Annotated in this window: 22 protein-coding genes; 11 read left to right on the top strand and 11 right to left on the bottom strand. The window is 58.3% G+C overall.

Translation table 11 applies throughout. The features are described from left to right. Positions 1–44 precede the first annotated feature (44 nt). Positions 45–563, bottom strand: coding sequence for a YHS domain-containing (seleno)protein (locus tag ACR0FG_RS10705; RefSeq protein ID WP_480892848.1), 519 nt, complete (start codon positions 561–563; stop codon positions 45–47). A gap of 229 nt (positions 564–792) precedes the next feature. Between ACR0FG_RS10705 and yghU the strand changes: the two genes are divergently transcribed. Further along, positions 793–1,668, top strand: a complete 876-nt coding sequence (gene yghU / locus ACR0FG_RS10700; protein ID WP_480892846.1) for a glutathione-dependent disulfide-bond oxidoreductase — start codon at positions 793–795, stop codon at positions 1,666–1,668. Between the two features lie 6 nt (positions 1,669–1,674). Here the strand turns inward: yghU and ACR0FG_RS10695 are convergent, their stop codons facing one another. Continuing rightward, the gene (locus tag ACR0FG_RS10695; protein ID WP_480892843.1) at positions 1,675–2,463 is read right to left on the bottom strand and encodes an SseB family protein; all 789 of its coding nucleotides are present in this window, start codon (positions 2,461–2,463) and stop codon (positions 1,675–1,677) included. Further along, on the bottom strand, positions 2,456–3,043 hold the full coding sequence (locus ACR0FG_RS10690) for a uracil-DNA glycosylase family protein (RefSeq protein WP_480892842.1): 588 nt from the start codon (positions 3,041–3,043) through the stop codon (positions 2,456–2,458). Before ACR0FG_RS10690 ends, ACR0FG_RS10695 begins: the two co-directional genes overlap by 8 nt. A 215-nt stretch (positions 3,044–3,258) precedes the next feature. Between ACR0FG_RS10690 and ACR0FG_RS10685 the strand changes: the two genes are divergently transcribed. From ACR0FG_RS10685 to ACR0FG_RS10670, 4 genes are read left to right on the top strand one after another with little or no spacing between them, the layout of a single operon-like run. Continuing rightward, entirely contained in the window at positions 3,259–3,918 is a 660-nt protein-coding gene (locus ACR0FG_RS10685) for an ATP-binding cassette domain-containing protein (protein WP_170710436.1), read from the top strand. Beyond that, positions 3,896–5,464 (top strand): KpsE/RkpR family capsule polysaccharide export protein, encoded by a 1,569-nt coding sequence (locus tag ACR0FG_RS10680; RefSeq protein WP_480892838.1) that lies wholly within the window; start codon positions 3,896–3,898, stop codon positions 5,462–5,464. Before ACR0FG_RS10685 ends, ACR0FG_RS10680 begins: the two co-directional genes overlap by 23 nt. A 5-nt stretch (positions 5,465–5,469) precedes the next feature. Beyond that, positions 5,470–6,303 (top strand): 3-deoxy-8-phosphooctulonate synthase, encoded by an 834-nt coding sequence (gene kdsA, locus ACR0FG_RS10675; RefSeq protein WP_480892835.1) that lies wholly within the window; start codon positions 5,470–5,472, stop codon positions 6,301–6,303. Between the two features lie 15 nt (positions 6,304–6,318). Next, complete coding sequence (locus tag ACR0FG_RS10670; protein ID WP_480892832.1) at positions 6,319–7,815, top strand: phosphomannomutase/phosphoglucomutase; 1,497 nt, start codon at positions 6,319–6,321, stop codon at positions 7,813–7,815. A 33-nt stretch (positions 7,816–7,848) separates the two neighbouring features. Here the strand turns inward: ACR0FG_RS10670 and ACR0FG_RS10665 are convergent, their stop codons facing one another. After that, positions 7,849–9,807 (bottom strand): AsmA family protein, encoded by a 1,959-nt coding sequence (locus tag ACR0FG_RS10665; RefSeq protein ID WP_480892829.1) that lies wholly within the window; start codon positions 9,805–9,807, stop codon positions 7,849–7,851. Positions 9,808–9,905: 98 nt separating this feature from the next. Here ACR0FG_RS10665 and rimO point away from each other — a divergent pair, with 98 nt between their 5' ends. Continuing rightward, positions 9,906–11,300 (top strand): 30S ribosomal protein S12 methylthiotransferase RimO, encoded by a 1,395-nt coding sequence (gene rimO, locus ACR0FG_RS10660; protein WP_480892826.1) that lies wholly within the window; start codon positions 9,906–9,908, stop codon positions 11,298–11,300. A gap of 9 nt (positions 11,301–11,309) precedes the next feature. Here the strand turns inward: rimO and ACR0FG_RS10655 are convergent, their stop codons facing one another. Then, entirely contained in the window at positions 11,310–11,666 is a 357-nt protein-coding gene (locus ACR0FG_RS10655; protein ID WP_480892824.1) for a diacylglycerol kinase, read from the bottom strand. Positions 11,667–11,791: 125 nt separating this feature from the next. Further along, a complete protein-coding gene (locus tag ACR0FG_RS10650) occupies positions 11,792–11,980 on the bottom strand; it encodes a hypothetical protein (protein ID WP_170710449.1) in 189 nt (62 codons plus the stop codon). A 228-nt stretch (positions 11,981–12,208) separates the two neighbouring features. Here ACR0FG_RS10650 and ACR0FG_RS10645 point away from each other — a divergent pair, with 228 nt between their 5' ends. Beyond that, positions 12,209–12,451 (top strand): CDGSH iron-sulfur domain-containing protein, encoded by a 243-nt coding sequence (locus tag ACR0FG_RS10645; protein ID WP_170710451.1) that lies wholly within the window; start codon positions 12,209–12,211, stop codon positions 12,449–12,451. 76 nt (positions 12,452–12,527) lie between these two features. Here ACR0FG_RS10645 and ACR0FG_RS10640 read toward each other — a convergent pair whose 3' ends face one another. From ACR0FG_RS10640 to ACR0FG_RS10630, 3 genes are all read right to left on the bottom strand, one after another. Next, positions 12,528–12,779: a DUF6455 family protein gene (locus tag ACR0FG_RS10640; protein ID WP_480892822.1), complete on the bottom strand. Its 252-nt coding sequence runs from the start codon at positions 12,777–12,779 to the stop codon at positions 12,528–12,530. Between the two features lie 69 nt (positions 12,780–12,848). Beyond that, on the bottom strand, positions 12,849–13,217 hold the full coding sequence (locus ACR0FG_RS10635) for a YigZ family protein (RefSeq protein WP_480892819.1): 369 nt from the start codon (positions 13,215–13,217) through the stop codon (positions 12,849–12,851). Continuing rightward, positions 13,214–13,918, bottom strand: a complete 705-nt coding sequence (locus ACR0FG_RS10630) for a M48 family metallopeptidase (RefSeq protein WP_480892816.1) — start codon at positions 13,916–13,918, stop codon at positions 13,214–13,216. The genes ACR0FG_RS10635 and ACR0FG_RS10630 overlap by 4 nt, the downstream gene beginning before the upstream one ends. A 121-nt stretch (positions 13,919–14,039) precedes the next feature. Here ACR0FG_RS10630 and ACR0FG_RS10625 point away from each other — a divergent pair, with 121 nt between their 5' ends. The 3 genes from ACR0FG_RS10625 (at position 14,040) to ACR0FG_RS10615 (ending at position 15,688) form a co-directional block, all read left to right on the top strand. Continuing rightward, on the top strand, positions 14,040–14,288 hold the full coding sequence (locus ACR0FG_RS10625; protein WP_480892813.1) for a hypothetical protein: 249 nt from the start codon (positions 14,040–14,042) through the stop codon (positions 14,286–14,288). Positions 14,289–14,414: 126 nt separating this feature from the next. Next, positions 14,415–14,993: a nitroreductase family protein gene (locus ACR0FG_RS10620; protein ID WP_480892811.1), complete on the top strand. Its 579-nt coding sequence runs from the start codon at positions 14,415–14,417 to the stop codon at positions 14,991–14,993. Beyond that, positions 14,990–15,688, top strand: coding sequence for an EI24 domain-containing protein (locus tag ACR0FG_RS10615; RefSeq protein WP_480892808.1), 699 nt, complete (start codon positions 14,990–14,992; stop codon positions 15,686–15,688). Before ACR0FG_RS10620 ends, ACR0FG_RS10615 begins: the two co-directional genes overlap by 4 nt. Positions 15,689–15,691: 3 nt before the next feature. On the opposite strand, the gene ACR0FG_RS10610 is transcribed toward ACR0FG_RS10615, so the two are convergent. Further along, a complete protein-coding gene (locus ACR0FG_RS10610) occupies positions 15,692–15,967 on the bottom strand; it encodes a DUF1467 family protein (RefSeq protein WP_170710465.1) in 276 nt (91 codons plus the stop codon). Between the two features lie 4 nt (positions 15,968–15,971). Further along, positions 15,972–16,376, bottom strand: a complete 405-nt coding sequence (gene mce, locus ACR0FG_RS10605; protein WP_170710467.1) for a methylmalonyl-CoA epimerase — start codon at positions 16,374–16,376, stop codon at positions 15,972–15,974. A 134-nt stretch (positions 16,377–16,510) separates the two neighbouring features. Here mce and ACR0FG_RS10600 point away from each other — a divergent pair, with 134 nt between their 5' ends. Continuing rightward, positions 16,511–17,227, top strand: a complete 717-nt coding sequence (locus tag ACR0FG_RS10600) for a response regulator (protein WP_480892804.1) — start codon at positions 16,511–16,513, stop codon at positions 17,225–17,227. Positions 17,228–17,371 lie beyond the last annotated feature (144 nt).

The raw sequence follows: 17,371 nt of genomic DNA, 5'->3' as shown, positions 1-17,371 counted from the left end.
GCCCGGCCCTTTCAGGCCGGGCATCGTTGATCCTTAAGTTCCGATCAGTTCGAAACAGGACCTTCCGAGGTAAACTTGGGAATCACGCTGGTCGATGCCGCGTCGCCTTCGATTCCGGGCCAATTGCCCTCGGCCAGATTGATGTTGCCAGGAACATCTTCTTCCCAAAACCCGACGACAACGTCGGTGATGTTCAGATAAAGCTTGTCATCGACAATCCGCCACAGGTTCGGGTTGGCCGGAACCTTGCCACCGCGCGACACACCATAGGCGCAATGACCATCATATAGAGGGGCATAGAAGGCAGGGTTTTCAAGGAACTTGTCGCGGTTTTCTTCGCTCGCAAACGCCCAAGTCGCACCGTTATATTCCGCGGTGATGTCGGCGCGACCGCGCTCGGGTGACGGTTGGGACTGGCCAACCGGGGCCTGATCCAGATTGCGGTAGGACACGACATCATATCCCGAGACAGCAAAGCCGGTGCCATCGACATATTGTTCACCTGCGAAGGCAGGCGCAGCAAAGGTCAGCGCGGCCGCGACGGTCAGTGCAAAGCGTTTCATGTGGTAATCCTCATTTCCTTACGGTTTCGGGTCTGTGCAAAGAATAGGTGATTCTGCGCGCCCGCGAAGGCTCGCTCGCGCCCCTGTGACCAGGGACGAGGAAATGTGAGGGTATAAGCCGGGGTTTGTTACAGAACGGCTGCAACATCCGGGGTTGGACTTTGCGTTTTGCAATATTAGCTGTCTAGGCGACCGCCCGCTTGATGGGCTTTGACAAGGAAAACGCGAGATGAGCGAACACCCCACCTATACCCCTCCGAAGGTCTGGACCTGGGACAGCGAAAGCGGCGGGCGCTTTGCGAATATCAACCGACCGATCGCCGGATCGACGCATGACAAGGATCTGCCGGTCGGCAAGCACCCGATCCAACTGTATTCGCTGGCGACCCCAAACGGGGTGAAAGTGACCGTCATGCTGGAAGAATTGTTGGCGCTGGGTCATACCGAGGCCGAGTATAACGCCTGGCTGATCAATATCGGTGAGGGCGACCAGTTCGGATCGGGATTTGTCGAGGCCAACCCGAACTCGAAAATCCCCGCGCTTTGGGATCGGTCGGGGGACGAGCCGGTTCGCGTCTTTGAAAGCGCATCGATCCTGTTTCATCTGGCCGAGAAATTCGGCGCGTTCCTGCCTGCATCCGGCCCCGAACGAACCGAGGTGATGAACTGGGTCTTCTGGCAGATGGGCAGCGCCCCCTATCTGGGCGGCGGCTTTGGCCATTTCTATGCTTATGCACCTGAGAAATGGCAGTATCCAATTGACCGCTTTTCGATGGAAGCCAAACGCCAGTTGGACGTGCTGGACAGGGAGCTGGCCGATAAAACCTATATCGCTGGCGAGGATTACTCGATTGCGGATATGGCAATCTGGCCGTGGTATGGGCAATTGGTTCTTGGCCGTCTGTATGATGCGGCAGAGTTTCTGGATGTAGAGTCCTACAAAAACGTCATGCGTTGGGCCAAGGCGATCGACGCCCGCCCCGCCGTTCAGCGCGGGCGCATGGTCAACCGCGCCTTTGGCGAACCGCATACCCAATTGCACGAACGTCACGACGCAGGTGATTTTGACACCAAAACGCAGGACAAACTGGAACCGGCAGACTAGGCTGCGTTACTTCAAGATTGGGGGCCGTGCGGGATCACTTCCCGGCACGGCCCTTTCCATGACAGGCGCTTGCGGTTGCGGCAGGTCGAACCTCAGCCCGACGCGCGCCAGCGCATTGGCCGCCGGGTCATCGGCCGCGAAGAACCCAACATCCAGCGCACCCGCCTCGATCCCTGAAAATGTCAGCGCCTCGGACACCGCGCGGGCCAAAGCGGGTTGCGCGCCTTCGACGGCGGCGACAAAGCCCAAAAGATGACCCTGCCCCCCCGCATCAGATTTCGTGCCAACCAGAAAGGCAGCCGCAGCCAGCCCCGCTGCCGTCGCAAGCTTGGCGTCCAACGCTTGCAACAGGGGCTCCGGTAAGCCTGCGGGGGGCAAGAACTCGGCAAAGCTCTGCTGCACCTCTTCTGGCCCGTGTTGCAGGGTTGAGGACAACCAACCCAGCGCCTCGGACGGGATCAGCATCGACGAAGGCGCTATGTCCAGATTCAGACCCAACCCGATCCCCTGCCCCGACAGCATCGAAGACAAGACGCGGCCGGATAATGCAACATAGGGCACCGGACGACCTGCGAAACGAGCCAGCCGTTCTTCACGGTCGAAGGCCAGAACAAACCGCCCGTCTGCCACTTCGAACAGCTCGGGCGAGATGTTTTCTTCCTGCGCCTCTTCGGTCAGCATCAGAAACAACTCACCATCAGCCAGACGCTCAAAAAATCGCAACCTGGCCGCGTCGTCTTGTGGTGCAGCCTCCATCGCGGCATGGGCGGCATCCAATGCGGTTGTCTCAGTCATTCAACACCTCTTGCACCCGCGCGCGCAGAACCGGTAGCAATTCGGTCTCGAACCACGGGTTTTTCTTCAACCAAGCCGTATTGCGCCACGACGGATGAGGCAAGGCAAAGACGCGTGGCGCATGATCTCGCCAATTGCGCACGGTGTCAGTCACGGGCGTCGTGACTCCGAGGTGGTATTTATGCGCGTAACCTCCGACCAGGATGGTCAATGACACATCCCCCAGCGCCGCCATCACCTTGTCATGCCATGTGCGGCGGCAAATCGGCGGCGGCGGCAGATCGGCATTGCGGGCATCATATCCGGGAAAGCAGAATGCCATCGGAACAATGGACACGACCGAGCGGTCATAGAACCGTGACTCGTCCAGCCCTAACCATTCGCGCAGGCGATCTCCGGACGGATCGGTAAATGGCCTGCCCGAGGCATGGACCCGCGCACCCGGAGCCTGACCCGCGATCAGGATCCGCGCACCGGGCCGGAACCAGACAACGGGGCGCGGCTTGTGCGCTGTCGCCGTGTTGGCAAAACGGTCGGCACAAAGCTGACAGGTCTCAATCTGTTTGATCAGGCTGGTCATCCGCGTTCTGGTCGCAATCTGGGTTTTCGGCCAAACATATAGCCCGCACCTGCCGCGTCCAAGCCAGCAAGTCGATCACCAATACGTCACACCTGTGGCAAGGCCGACGGATGCGCATTGATCATTTGTTTCATATTTCGACATAATGTAGCCAACAAGGAACATTAACAATTGCGCGCTCTAGTCGACGCAGAAGGCACAAATACAGGCTGCGAATGCTGGAATTTGAGAATGTCAGCAAATCCTTCTGGACCGGAACCCGCCGTAAGGTGATTCTGGACAGGGTATCATTCCGTGTCGAATTGGGCACGTCATTGGGGGTGCTGGCCCCCAACGGAACCGGGAAAAGCACGCTGATCAACATGATGGCCGGGTTGGAAAAACCTGACGAAGGCGTCATTCGACGCGATTGCCGCGTGTCTTTTCCCATGGGGTTTACCGGCGGGGTTGCCAAGCGCTTGTCGGCTTTGGAAAACGCACGTTACATCGCTAACATCTACGGGATGGACCCTGATTATGTCGAAGCCTACTGCAAGTGGCTGTGCAACCTGGGCGAATATTTCGATCAACCGTTAGGCACCTATTCTTCGGGCATGAAGGCGCGGTTCACCTTTGCCCTGATGCTGGCACTGGATTTCGATATGTACCTGATCGACGAAGGAATGCCATCGACCACCGATGTTGAATTCAACAAGAAAGCGGGTGACATACTGCGCGAGCGGTTGCGGACCACGACCCTTGTAATCGTGTCCCACAACCCATCGGTTCTGGAAAAGTTCGCCCGACAGGCAGCGGTTTTGCTGGACGGGCAATTGTATATGTTTGACTCCTTGGAAGAGGCGAAGCAGCTCTATGACTACCAAACCCAAGGCTAGAAAATACAATCCCAACCGCGCGCCCAGCGGCGAAGGAACGGCCGAGGCGCGTTCGGACGCAATTGCGCGCATCCGCAACGCCACGCAAGGGCAAGATGCAGCCACTCCCACCCAACCCGCGACCGATATCGACGGCATCAAGCGCGAGGGCCTGACCGGGCGTCAGTTGCGCGTCGCGCGACGGCTTGCGCAACGTAACGGACTTCCCGCCACGTCCGATTACGACGCTGTGCGCCTGTTGCGGCAAAAGGGAATTGATCCATTTCAGCGCGCCAACCTTCTGGACCTGGCAGCCAATGACCAACCTCGTGCGGATGCGGACTCAATCAAGGTTCAACTGCCGCAAACCGCGGCTGACGGGTCAAAGAACCTGCCGGGCCCCGAACTGACGCCGACCCAACGCAGAAACTATGAGATCGGCCAGATCCAGAAAGACATCGCCCGACGCCGCAAGCGCAAACTGTTTGCGATGTTTGCCCGCCTTGCGGTGTTTGTGTTCCTGCCTACCCTGTTGGTCGGGTATTACTTCTATCGTGTGGCGACGCCGATGTACGCCAGTTCTTCGGCGTTTTCGATCTTACAGGCAGATGGCGCGGCGGGTGCGATTGGTGGGTTCCTCTCGGGCACGCAATACGCGACGGCGCAGGATTCTGTTGCCAGTCAGGAGTTTCTGGAATCCAAGGACGCTTTGGAACGGCTGAACCGTGACACCGGGTTTGGTGAAGTTTTCAAACAAGAGTGGATTGACCCAATCCAACGCCTGTCACCTGATGCGACGTTGGAAGAGGAACACAAGCTCTACAAAAAGATGGTCACAATAGGCTATGACCCGTCAGACGGCATTGTCAGGATGGAGGTGGCAACGCCGGACCCTGATTACTCGGTCGAAGTGTCGCGGCGGCTTATCCACTATGCCGAAGAGACGATCAACAACCTGTCCGAACTGAAACGCGAAGACCAGATGCGCGAAGCACTCAAAAGCTTTGAAGGTGCGCAGGAGGCGCGCCGACGGGCGCAAGAGGATCTGATCGAGCTGCAATTGCAGGGCGCTATCCTGGACCCCCAAAGCGTGATTGCCAGCCTGCGTGGGCGCATCGATCAATTCGAAGTTCAACTTCAGGACAAGGAACTGCAACTTGCTGCGTTACTGGACAACCTGCGGCCAAATCAGGCCAAGGTGGAAGGTGTTCGCGCCGATATAGAACGGCTTGAGGCGGTGCTGGCCGAACTCAATGCCGAGATGCTGGATATGTCGGCTGGCGAAAATTCGCTGGCCCGGCTGAACGTGCGGATTCAGATGGCGCAGGCCGATTTGGCCGCACGGGACATGATGCTGCAATCCGCAATGCAGCAAGTGGAAACCACGCGGACCGAGGCCAACCGAAAGGTACGTTACCTGACCGTATCGGTGAACCCGGTGGCAAGTCAGGAACCGACCTATCCACGCAAGTTCGAAAATACGATTTTGGCTTTCCTGTTGTTTGCTGGTATCTACCTGATGATCTCGCTTACCGCGTCGGTCCTTCGTGAACAGGTATCCTCGTAAGACACATGAAACATGTAAAAATCGCCGACCTGACCGTCGGCAACAACCTTCCGCTGACCATAATTGCCGGCCCCTGCCAGCTTGAAACCGCCGATCATGCCCAGATGATTGCTGGCACCATGAAAGAGGCCTGCGACGCCGCGGGCGCGCAGTATGTTTTCAAGGCCTCCTATGACAAGGCCAATCGCACATCTCTGTCCGGCAAGCGCGGGATGGGGATTGATGCGGGCCTCAAGGTGCTGGACGATATCCGAACTGGTATGAGCATCCCGGTCCTGACCGATGTGCATACCGAAGCGCAATGCGCCATTGCGGCACAGGCTGTGGACATCCTGCAAATCCCTGCCTTCCTCTGCCGTCAGACCGATATGCTGTTGGCAGCGGGAGAAACCGGCAAAGCTGTAAACGTGAAAAAAGGTCAGTTCCTCGCCCCGTGGGAGATGCCCAACATCGTCACCAAAATCGAAAGCACCGGAAATCAGAACATTCTGCTGACCGAACGCGGAACCTCGTTCGGATACAACACTCTGGTCGCGGATATGCGGTCGTTGCCGCAGATGGCGAAAACCGGGTATCCGGTGGTGATGGATGCAACCCACTCGGTGCAACAACCGGGCGGTCAGGGCGGCTCATCCGGCGGTCAGCGAGAGTTCGCCCCTGTCATGGCCCGGGCCGCCGTGTCGCTGGGTGTCGGAGCGGTGTTTATTGAAACGCATCAGGACCCCGGCAATGCCCCGTCTGACGGCCCGAACATGATCCCTCTGGATCAGATGGGTCAACTAATTGACACATTGATGCGCTTTGATGCGCTGGCTAAAGAAAACCCGATTCAGATTTAACGATTGAGAATAGTTATGACCAAACCTGCACCCGAGGTGACACCAAACACCTGGAGCTTTCTCCGCGACCCCATGATCAAGGCGACCGGCTTTCGCGAGTATGATGCGCGCTGGAAATACCCGGATGAGATCAACCTGCCGGGCATGACCGCACTTGGTTTGGGGCTTGGCACGCAGATGCACAAACGCGGGATTGCGCCCGTGATCGCGGTGGCCAATGACTATCGCGACTATTCTCTGTCGGTGAAAAACGCGCTGATTCTGGGGCTGATGCAGGCCGGGATACAGGTCAAGGATATCGGCCCGGCGCTAAGCCCTATGGCCTATTTCGCGCAATTCCATCTGGATGTGCCCGCCGTCGCCATGGTCACTGCCAGCCACAACCCCAACGGCTGGACAGGGGTCAAAATGGGCTTTGATCGCCCCCTGACCCATGGCCCGGACGAGATGTCGGAACTGCGGGACATTGTTCTGAACGGTGAAGGCGTCGCGCGCGAAGGTGGATCTTATGAGTTTGTTGATGGCGTGAAAGAAGCCTATATCGACGATCTGGTGGGTGATTTCAAAATGTCGCGCCCGCTCAAGGTTGTTTGTGCGACCGGGAACGGCACCGCCTCGGCCTTTGCGCCCGAGATTTTCGAACGTATGGGGGTCGAAATTGTACCCAGCCACAACCGGCTGGATTACAACTTCCCACACTACAACCCCAACCCGGAAGCGATGGAGATGCTGCACGACATGGCCGATACGGTCAAGGCCAGCGGCGCTGATCTGGCGCTTGGTTTTGATGGCGATGGCGACCGCTGCGGCGTCGTGGACGACGAAGGCGAAGAGATTTTTGCCGACAAGGTCGGCGTCATCATGGCACGCGATCTGGCCAAGCTGCATCCGGGCGCGACCTTTGTGGCTGATGTTAAGTCTACAGGTCTGTTCGCCAGTGATCCCGAATTGCAGGCCCTTGGCGTCAAGGCCGACTACTGGAAAACCGGCCACAGCCACATGAAACGACGGGTCAAGGAAATCAGCGCGCTGGCCGGGTTCGAAAAATCCGGCCACTATTTCCTGGCTGAACCGATTGGGCGTGGATATGACTGTGGGATGCGCGTGGCCGTCGAAATCTGCAAACTGATGGACCGTAACCCGGATCAGAGCATGTCGGATCTGCGCAAGGCCCTGCCGAAAACATGGTCGACCCCGACAATGTCACCTTATGCCGCCGATACCGAAAAATACGACATCCTGAACCGTCTGGTCGACAAGCTGGTTGCCAAGGCCGACGCGGGTGAAAGCTTTGCCGGACGTGCGATCAAAGAGGTTGTCACCGTCAACGGCGCAAGGGTCATTCTGGACAATGGCAGCTGGGGGCTGGTGCGCGCATCATCCAATACGCCAAACTTGGTGGTGGTCTGCGAAAGCAGCGAAAGCGAGGATGAGATGCGATCGATCTTTGCCGATATCGATGCAGTTATCCGCACCGAACCGGATGTCGGTGAGTACGACCAGACCATCTGAACCGACCTTCGGGGCGCTGATACGGCGCCCCCTTCAGTCGCCACCGAACAGTTTCAACAGGCCCTTTTTCGCCTCATCTTCCAGCTTGTTCTTCAGGGCATCTTCAATCTGATCGCTATCGGTGATGGTTGTGTCCAGTTCTTTGCCAACCTTTTTCAGCACTTTCTGCTTTGCATCATCCTCAAGCTCTTTGACCTTGCCCTCAGCCGCGGCCTCGATGACTTTTGTCAGGTCCGGTTTGACAGATGGGTTGCTCCACGGCCCTTTGATCCGGACCGGCACGGAAATACCCTCGCCCGAGTTGGCCCGCAAGGCGACCGGTGTGAACAGATAGTCGATGTCGCGTGCGCCCAGCCCAACGCGCCCTTTGCCATCGGCGCGGAAATTATCCAGCTTCATCAGCAGGTCATTATTGGTCAAATCACCATCTTTCATGGTGAAACTCGCCGTCAGGCTGTTGAACACCGTGGTCCCGCCCGAGCCACCTCCGCGCCCCATCAGGCGATCAAGGTCCAGCCCGGAAATGACGCCCTTACCGACCTCGATATCGCCTTTGCCGCTCAGCGATCGCATGATCTGATCCTCGGTTTGCCCGGCGCCCAGAAACTGTAAGGAACCCGAGGCCTTCCCCGAAAGGCGCTTGATATCGCCCAACGTTTCCAGTGCCTGCTTCAGATCGATGTCCTTGGCGGCCAGATCGCCGCCAACCGACAATCCGTTGCGATTATTCGCCACGACCTGCCCGTTCAACTGACCCGAGAAAAGCGTCGCCGGTTGCATTTTCAACACCGCGCGCGCACGGTCGAGGTTCAGCGTCAGATCGCTTTTGCCGAAAGTCATGCCCGGAACAGCAATGGAATTGGCCTGCATCCGGATCGAGGCATTCGCCAATCCCAGTGCCGAAGCGTCGATGGGATCGACGGACCACCCATCCGACGCACTGGAAGACCCACCACCACCTGAACCGCTGCCGACGCTTTCGCTATCGGTGACCCGCGACAAGTCAAGATCACCGGCGTTCAGGCGCGCCGTAACCTGCGGTGGGTCTGCGATGACGATGTCCGCCTCACCTGTCAGCCGGTTATCGTCCAGTTGCGCTGTCATTTCGCGAAACGAAACGCGCCCTTCACGCGTATAGGTCATCTGACCGTCCACGTTCGCGACTCGCCCCAAGCCTTTGGGCACGCTCACGCCGCCCTGTCCGAAGGCCGCCAGCATCTTGTGCGTATCCTTTGATGTGACGGTCATTCTGCCGTCCATCTCACCCGCAAGATTAACGCGGCCCGAAAACTTGATACTGCCACCCGGCGCTAGCAACGACACCTGCAAAGGCGTCACCACGCCCGAAGAAAACGCCGGTAAATCCGGGATGGTCAAATCCACCTGCACGGTCCCGCCAGGCACCGGCATCTGCGCCTGCATCTCCATCGGCGAGGAAACGTCAGGCCAGCTTGCGAACAGATCAACCTCGGCAAAGTCCATGCTGGTTGCGCCATTTTCGATATAGATCAATCTGGCGTCAGACAGTTCCAGCCGATCGAGTGTGACCGGCTTGCTTTCCGCCGCCGGTGCGGACGTACCGCCCGAACCGGATGCAGCACCCGCACCTGGATTGCCCAGAACCCAATTCCCGCGCCCGTCCGAGACCTCAAGCCGCAGAACGGGGTTCTCTGCAATGACCCGTTTGATGCGCATCTCACCGGCCAACAAGGCCGAGGCGTCTACGCCGACCGATAGGCTTTGTGCGCTCAGCATCGGTTCGGGCCCAGCCCAGGATGCGTTGCCAAAGGTTACAGGGCCAGTTTCCATCCCCAGAACAGGCCAGAAGGACAGGCGCACCTTCCCGCTCAGGGTCAGATCGCGCCCGGTCTGGGCCTTGACCTGCTCTGCAAGAATCGCACCCAGCTTGTCACCGGGCATCAGCAACAGCGCGCCCATGACCAGCCCAATTACCGCAACTAGAATGAATACGAGTCGTATCAGCCACTTCATCTATGCCACCTGCCTTTTCGGCTTGTCTGCTCGGAAACAAGTCAGCCTTGCGCGCGCGACATTTGCAAGGGGAAGCTTTCCCCACTATATGCCGCGCCATGAGTACGAACCCACCGAACCTCCGCCCCGATCTGGCACCTGCCGCCCAGATCACTGATACCCCGCGCCGCGGCCAGCCAACCCTTGGGATGGTCTCATTGGGCTGTCCAAAGGCGCTGGTCGACAGTGAACGCATCCTGACTCGCTTACGTGCCGAAGGATACGGCATTTCGCCCGATTACGCAGGGGCGGATGCCGTGATCGTGAACACCTGCGGCTTTCTAGACAGCGCCAAGGCCGAGTCGCTGGACGCCATTGGCGAGGCATTGGTGGAAAACGGCAAGGTCATTGTGACGGGATGTCTGGGGGCGGAACCGGATTACATCCGCGAACATCACCCGCGCATTCTGGCAGTGACCGGCCCGCACCAATACGAGCAGGTTTTGGATGCGGTGCATACCGCCGTGCCACCCGACCCCGATCCTTTTATTGACCTGCTGCCAGCCTCGGGCGTGAAGCTGACACCGCGCCATTACAGCTATCTCAAGATTTCCGAGGGCTGTAACCACAAATGCAAGTTCTGCATCATCCCCGACATGCGCGGCAAACTGGCCAGCCGCCCGGCCCATGCTGTGCTGCGCGAAGCGGAAAAGCTGGTTGATAATGGCGTGCGAGAGCTGTTGGTGATCTCGCAGGACACCTCGGCCTATGGGTTGGATCGCAAATACGACGTCAATCCGTGGAAGGATCGCGAGGTGCGCAGCCATATCACCGATCTGGCGCGCGAGCTTGGGCAATTCGATGCCTGGGTCCGGCTGCACTACGTCTATCCCTATCCGCATGTGCGAGAGTTGATCCCGCTGATGGCCGACGCGGGGTGCAACGTGCTGCCCTACCTGGATATTCCGTTCCAACACGCCCACCCTGATGTATTAAAGCGAATGGCGCGCCCGGCGGCAGCGGCAAGAACGCTGGACGAAATTGCCGCGTGGCGCGACATTTGCCCGGATATCACCCTGCGCTCGACCTTTATCGTCGGCTATCCCGGCGAGACCGAGGCAGAATTCCAGACCCTGCTCGACTGGATGGACGAGGCGCAACTGGATCGCGTCGGATGTTTTCAATACGAAAACGTGGACGGTGCAAGGTCGAACGATCTGCCTGATCATGTCGCGCCCGAGGTCAAGCAAGAGCGTTGGGAACGATTCATGGAAAAGGCGCAAGTCATTTCTGAGGCCAAACTGGCAGCCAAAGTTGGTCAGAGGCTTGAAGCGATCGTGGACGAGGTCGATGACGAGGCCGCGACCTGCCGGACCAAGTCAGACGCGCCCGAAATCGATGGCAACCTGTTCATTGATAAAGGGTTCGAAGATCTGAAACCCGGCGATATCGTCACGGTCGAGGTGGATGAAGCAGGTGAATACGACCTGTGGGGGCGTATCAGCGGGGCGTAACGCCCCGGTTCAGAACAACCCGATCAGCGCGAATACCCACGCCACGCCCGCAGCAACCGCGGTCAACGCAACCGCTGCGCTGGCCGCGTCTTTGGCCTGACCTGCCAGTTTGTTGTGCTCGGTCGATGTGTGATCGACGGCGCGTTCAATAGCGGTGTTGAACAGCTCGGCCACCAGAACCAGCAGGCCCAGAACAAGGATCAACAATCGCGCGCTTTCTTCGATTGGCAGCCAGATTGCCAACACCGCCGAGAAAACGTTTGCCCAGACCCACACCCGAAATGAATATTCTTCATTGAACGTTGCCACCAGCCCCTGCCAGCTCCAACGTGTCCGGTCATTCAGCCGGGTAAAGAAATTCCGCATTCGCACCTCCTGCCTGATGGTGGATAGGATCGCGCCCTGGCATCTGCAAACAAAAAACCGCCCCAAGGGCGGCCTGATGGTCGGTGGGATGCAGGCGGTCCGAAATTGGACCGCCTGCTGGAACTTTATTGCGCAGCCGGGTTACACACGGTCTGGCCTGCTTCGGTGGTCGCGATGTCGTAACCAGCCGGGCAGCTCGGAGTGCCGTACTTGTCATACTCGGGCGTGATATACACCGGGGTCGGTTCTTCCTGCTGCGAGCACGCAGTCAGTACAAAAGCCGTGGCACAAATGGCAGCGAGTTTGAGTTTCATGTCCGTCAGTCCTCTATTACTTTTCTGATATTGCCCAATTTTTCGGGGCCGCAATCAGGATAGGGGCAAGTTGACGGTCTGGCAACAGCGTTGATCACAAGGTCGTGATTTAAGGCGAAACCACGCTGCATGGGCTGGATCCGGGTGCAATCTTTCTCTCATGGGCTGTCCTTTTTTCGGCGATGATTTAGGTTCAGATCAGGACATCAGCAAAAGACGGAGAGCCACATGTCACAGCCCCCAATCATCGCGCAGAAAACCCCATATCCTGTCGAGGTCGTCGAAGGTAAGACCTATTTCTGGTGCGCATGTGGCAAGTCGGCACGTCAGCCATTCTGTGATGGATCGCACAAAGGGACCGATTTCGAGCCGGTCAAATACACTGCTGAGGCCAGCAAAAAGGTGTTCTTTTGCGGATGCAAGCACAGCTCAAAATCACCGCTGTGCGATGGGTCTCATTCCAAAATCTGACCCGCCAAGCCCGGATTTTCCTGTGATTCAGCAAAGATAGCGGATGCGCGAAGAATCAGCTGGGCCAGCCATCAGGTTACGGCTGAAGCCGGTTCAGCAAATCCTGATTGCGGCAATATTCCGGTGCATGTCCAAGCGTGTCACCCTGCGATAGCAGGTTTTCGCAGTGCCCCGGGTTCGGGCAATCGGTGCAGCGCAGTACGGCATCCGAGATTTCATCGATCTGCAAGGCCCCGCCAATCGCGGCCTCCTGCAGATCCACACCCAGATTTGTGGCCATCCGATCGACAAGACCAGCGTGACGTTTCAGCTTTTTGCGATCAGACATGCGATTTCCTTTCCGTTCCGCGCATTACAGAACGGTATCGCGCATTCCGGCCTGCGCCTTTGATTCAGGTCAAAGCGGGATCTGCAGATAATCCAGATAGGCGCGCGTGGCATCCTGTACACGGCGAAAGCGATCTCCGCCCAGCTTTTTGCCACCGTACCAACGGGTCACGACGATCAGATGGTCGCTCAGGCCCGCGCGTTCCATCATGCGCAGGATCACCATGCCTGCGCCGGCCTCTCCGTCATCGGCCTTGAGCGCACCGGTCGGCAATACGGCGGCCCAGGTATTATGCGTCGCCTTTGCATACGCCTTGTCGGATTTAAGGGCTGCCAACATGGCATCAATGTCATCGCGGCTGCTGGCCCTGCCCCCCGAGACGGCGTATTTCGATCCACGATCCGTCAGGATCACCCCCAGTTGCGTCATTGCAGTCATTGAGTCAGCCCCAGACCCGCCGACGTTTCCAGAACGGCACGGACCCGCTCTGCATTCGGTGGATGCGACGCCAGAAAACGGTCACCGGGGTCCGGTATACGCTGAAAGAACGCGGCCCCGATCAAGGGATTATAGCCTGCCGAATGCGTGATGACCGTACCCAGCTTATCCGCCTCCAGCTCGAACGCGCGAGAAAAATACTGCGCACCGACCTCGGCCCCCAATTGCTGCGCCCTCTCAACACCCGCATCATCCTCGCCCTGGCTTCTGGCCAAATCACCGAAGATACGGGCGCTTTCCTTCGCGTTTTCCGCCTGTCTGGCAATATGGTCCAGAACATGATGTGCCGCCTCGTGCCCCATCACAAACGCCATCTCATCGGCATTCCGGGTCGACAGGATCATGGCTTGGGTAAAAATGATCAACGGTCGCCCGTTTTCGTCCAACGTCTGAAAGGCGTTCGCAGGTGCACGCCGGTCCAGATCGACAAGGATTACAAAATCGCAGTTTACTTCTCGGGTGCGTCGTCGACATTCGCGACGTGACGCCTCGCCCACAGATTTGCTGACCTGTTTGAAACCGGGTGCGACGGCCCGCAAATCGGGCGCGCTTGGGTTCCATTCCTCGACCGGGATGGCCACGACCGAGCCTGTGTCACACGCCGCCAGCACAAGAACCAGCAACAAGGCGAAACGGCGCATTCCGATTCCTTTCCATCAGTCCTGCCGGCAGGCAACCATAGCGCGGCAAGCGCAACTGGGCCACCGCCGAAATGGTGATCTACGGGTTGCAAACCCGGGCAGTGCCGGTCACTCTGAACGCATGTTTTCGATTGAGCATGAATTCGACTCGACAGTGATCACTCTGGTGGACGAAGGCCCCAAGCCTTTGCAAGAGGACATCGTCATCAACAGCTTCGCCGAATGCGTCACGCTGGAACAGCTGGATCCGCGCACGGATACGATGCAAAAGATCACCCTGTCACCCGAACAGGTGCGCGACCTCGCCGCCGCGCTGGATTTGCCCGAAGGTGTCTATCAGATCCGGGAAACAGACCCGCCAGACCCATAGGGTGCTCTTGTCAGCCCCGGTGTGGGGTTTGATGGTGAATTTAGGGTAGCTTTCCATTCGATTGGCCCTTGAATCCCGGCGCCGAAGCGCCGAGATAAACACGGCTTATGTAAAGAAAGTTAACATATGTCTCTCAAGAACCCTGCCGCGCTGGAATTTCTGTTGGCCCGACGGTCGCGCCCCGCCAAAACGCTGGTTGGACCTGCACCAACGCGGGATGAGCTGTTGCCCCTGTTGACCGCCGCAGCGCGCAGCCCCGATCATGGCAAGCTGGAACCCTGGCGGTTCGTGGTGATTGAGAAAGGCGCAATGCCGCGGTTGGCCGATCTGACTGAGGCACGCGCCAAGGCACTGGGCAAAAGCCCCGAAGACACCGCCAAAGCCCGTAGCCAGTTCGACATGGGGCATCTGGCGGTCGCCGTGATCGAGGTGCAGAAACCATCGGAAAAGATACCGGCGATAGAACAGACATATTCCGCAGGCGCCGTCTGTCTGGCCCTTCTGAATGCAGCACTTGCAGCGGGTTGGGGGGCAAACTGGCTATCGGGCTGGCAGTCTCATGACAAGGAATTCTGCAAAAAAGCGTTCGGCCTTGCAGAAAACGAACGCGTTGCCGGGTTCATTCACATCGCGACCGAGAGTACCTCGCCCCCCGAACGCCCACGCCCTGACGTTGCGGCCCTCACGCAATGGGTAAGTGAATGATCATCCTGAACGCGTTCTTCTCGGCGCTGGGGCAGATTGGTGATCCGAAATTTCGATCCGTGCTGTGGCGCGGCGTCGGCCTGACCATTCTGTTGCTGATCGCAGCCTGCGCAGGCGCGATCTGGCTGATCAATCAATGGTCCGGAGATGAGATTTCCGTGCCCTTCGTCGGTGCAGTCCCATGGCTGAATGACGTTCTGAACTATTCAGGCATCGTTCTCGTCCTGATCTTGCCGGTGTTTCTGATGGTCCCGGTCGCTTCGGCCATAACATCGATGTTTCTGGACGAGGTCGCGCAAGCGGTTGAGGACAAGCATTATCCGACATTGCCACAAGTGCCGCGTATTCCCTTCGGAGACGCCCTCTGGGACACGATCAGCTTTCTGGGCGTTTTGATCGTCGCCAATCTGCTGGCGCTTGTTCTTTACGTGCTGTTTACGCCGCTGGCCCCGTTCATCTTCTGGGCCATGAACGGGTTTCTGTTGGGGCGTGAATATTTCACCCTTGCCGCCATGCGCCGAATTGGACGCGAGGGCGCACGAAAGCTGCGCGCGAAACACTCAGCCACGATCTGGGCTGCAGGGACGCTGATGGCAATCCCGTTGTCTATTCCGCTGGTGAATCTGGTGATCCCCATCATCGGGGCCGCGACCTTCACCCATATCTATCACGGCGTGTCCGAGGCCAGACTCTGACCCCTATTCGCGCGGCTCAAGCTGGTTGAGCCAGTCGAAATCACGCACCGAGATCACGCCAGAGATGATGATACCGGCTATGATCGCCCATAGAACAACGGCGATCCCGGTTGTGATCCACATCTTTTTCTTCATGTGATGCACTTCGGGTGCGCCTGCATGGGTGCCGGGAACGATATCACCCAGATCGCCTTGCGTTTTGATACGTACGGGCAGCACAACCAGCAGCGTCAGAAACCAGATAACGGCGAACAGAACCAGCGCGGCGGTGATAGTCATAGGCTCAGACCTGCTCCAATTCGACCAGACAGCCGTTGAAATCCTTGGGGTGCAGGAACAGAACCGGCTTGCCGTGCGCTCCGATCTTGGGCTCGCCTGACCCCAGCACGCGCGCGCCTGTTTCCTGCAGATGATCCCGCGCTGCAATGATGTCATCGACTTCGTAGCAGACGTGATGAATGCCACCAGCGGGGTTCTTTTCCAGAAAGCCGTTGATCGGGCTATCGTCCCCCAGCGGGTACAGCAATTCGATCTTGGTGTTGGGCAGTTCGATGAACACAACCGTCACACCATGGTCGGGCTCGTCCTGCGGTGCGCCAACTTGGGCACCCAGCGCAGTGCGATATTGCGCCGATGCGGCCTCCAGGTCAGGGACGGCAATGGCAACATGGTTCAGACGACCGATCATGAGAAACTCCTTCGTTCTGCACTGCAGCGGTTATGGGGGCAGTCCGGTCAAAGGGCAAGTGCGCCAAATTGCCGTTAACCCTGTGTTAGCCAGGAGTTCCTAGCCTAGGGCATCTGTTGAATAGGAGTTCTGCCATGGACGATTCGGGATCATTCGCCTCTCATCCTTTGCCCACCAGACTGCGGCCATTGCTGGGCCAGACCATCCTTGTTGTCGAAGACAGCCGCTATGCCTGCGACGCGATCCGGTTGATGTGTCTGCACAGCGGGGCACGCATCCGCCGAGCCGATTGCCTGAAATCTGCGCGGCGTCATCTGCGGATTTACCGCCCGTCGGTGATCATCGTCGATATGGGGCTGCCAGACGGCTGCGGTGCCGATCTGATCGCCGAGTTGACGACGGATGTTCCGCGGATTTCTGTTATCCTTGGTTTATCAGGCGACGACGGGGCTAAAGCTGCGGCGCTGCAGGCCGGGGCTGATGGGTTTCTTGCCAAACCTTTGACCTCTCTGGGCTATTTCCAGACTTCGATCCTGAAGCTACTGCCAGAAGATCGTCGCCCCAACGGGTTGGATTCAGTGCGTGACGAGGTCATCCACCCGGACCCGATAGCCTATCAGGATGATATGGCCCATATCGCAGATGTACTCACCGGCCCGACAGATCACCGGACCCTGAACTACGCTGCCCAATTCCTGTGCGGCGTTGCCCGTGATGCCGACGACACGGTTCTGGCGGAAGCCGCCCGGCAATTGGCGACGTCTCAGGCAAAAGGAACTCCGCTCACAGCTCAGGCGGCCCGGGTGGCTGGCCTGGTGCAAAGCAGGCTGGATCGGCAGGAGGCGATCTGAGATGGAGATTGCCTATTTCTTCACAGCGTCCATCCTGTGCCTCTGGGTATACCGGCAAACCCGGCGTAGCGCCAAAAATATCCGTCGAAGCCGCCGCAGTCATGCGAACACGTTCGAATGACCTTTGCCGACAGAAGAACAGGT

The organism is Ruegeria sp. E1, assembly GCF_056534225.1.
The sequence above is the reverse complement of the archived record's forward strand: the minus strand, read 5'-3'. Positions and strand labels throughout refer to the sequence as shown.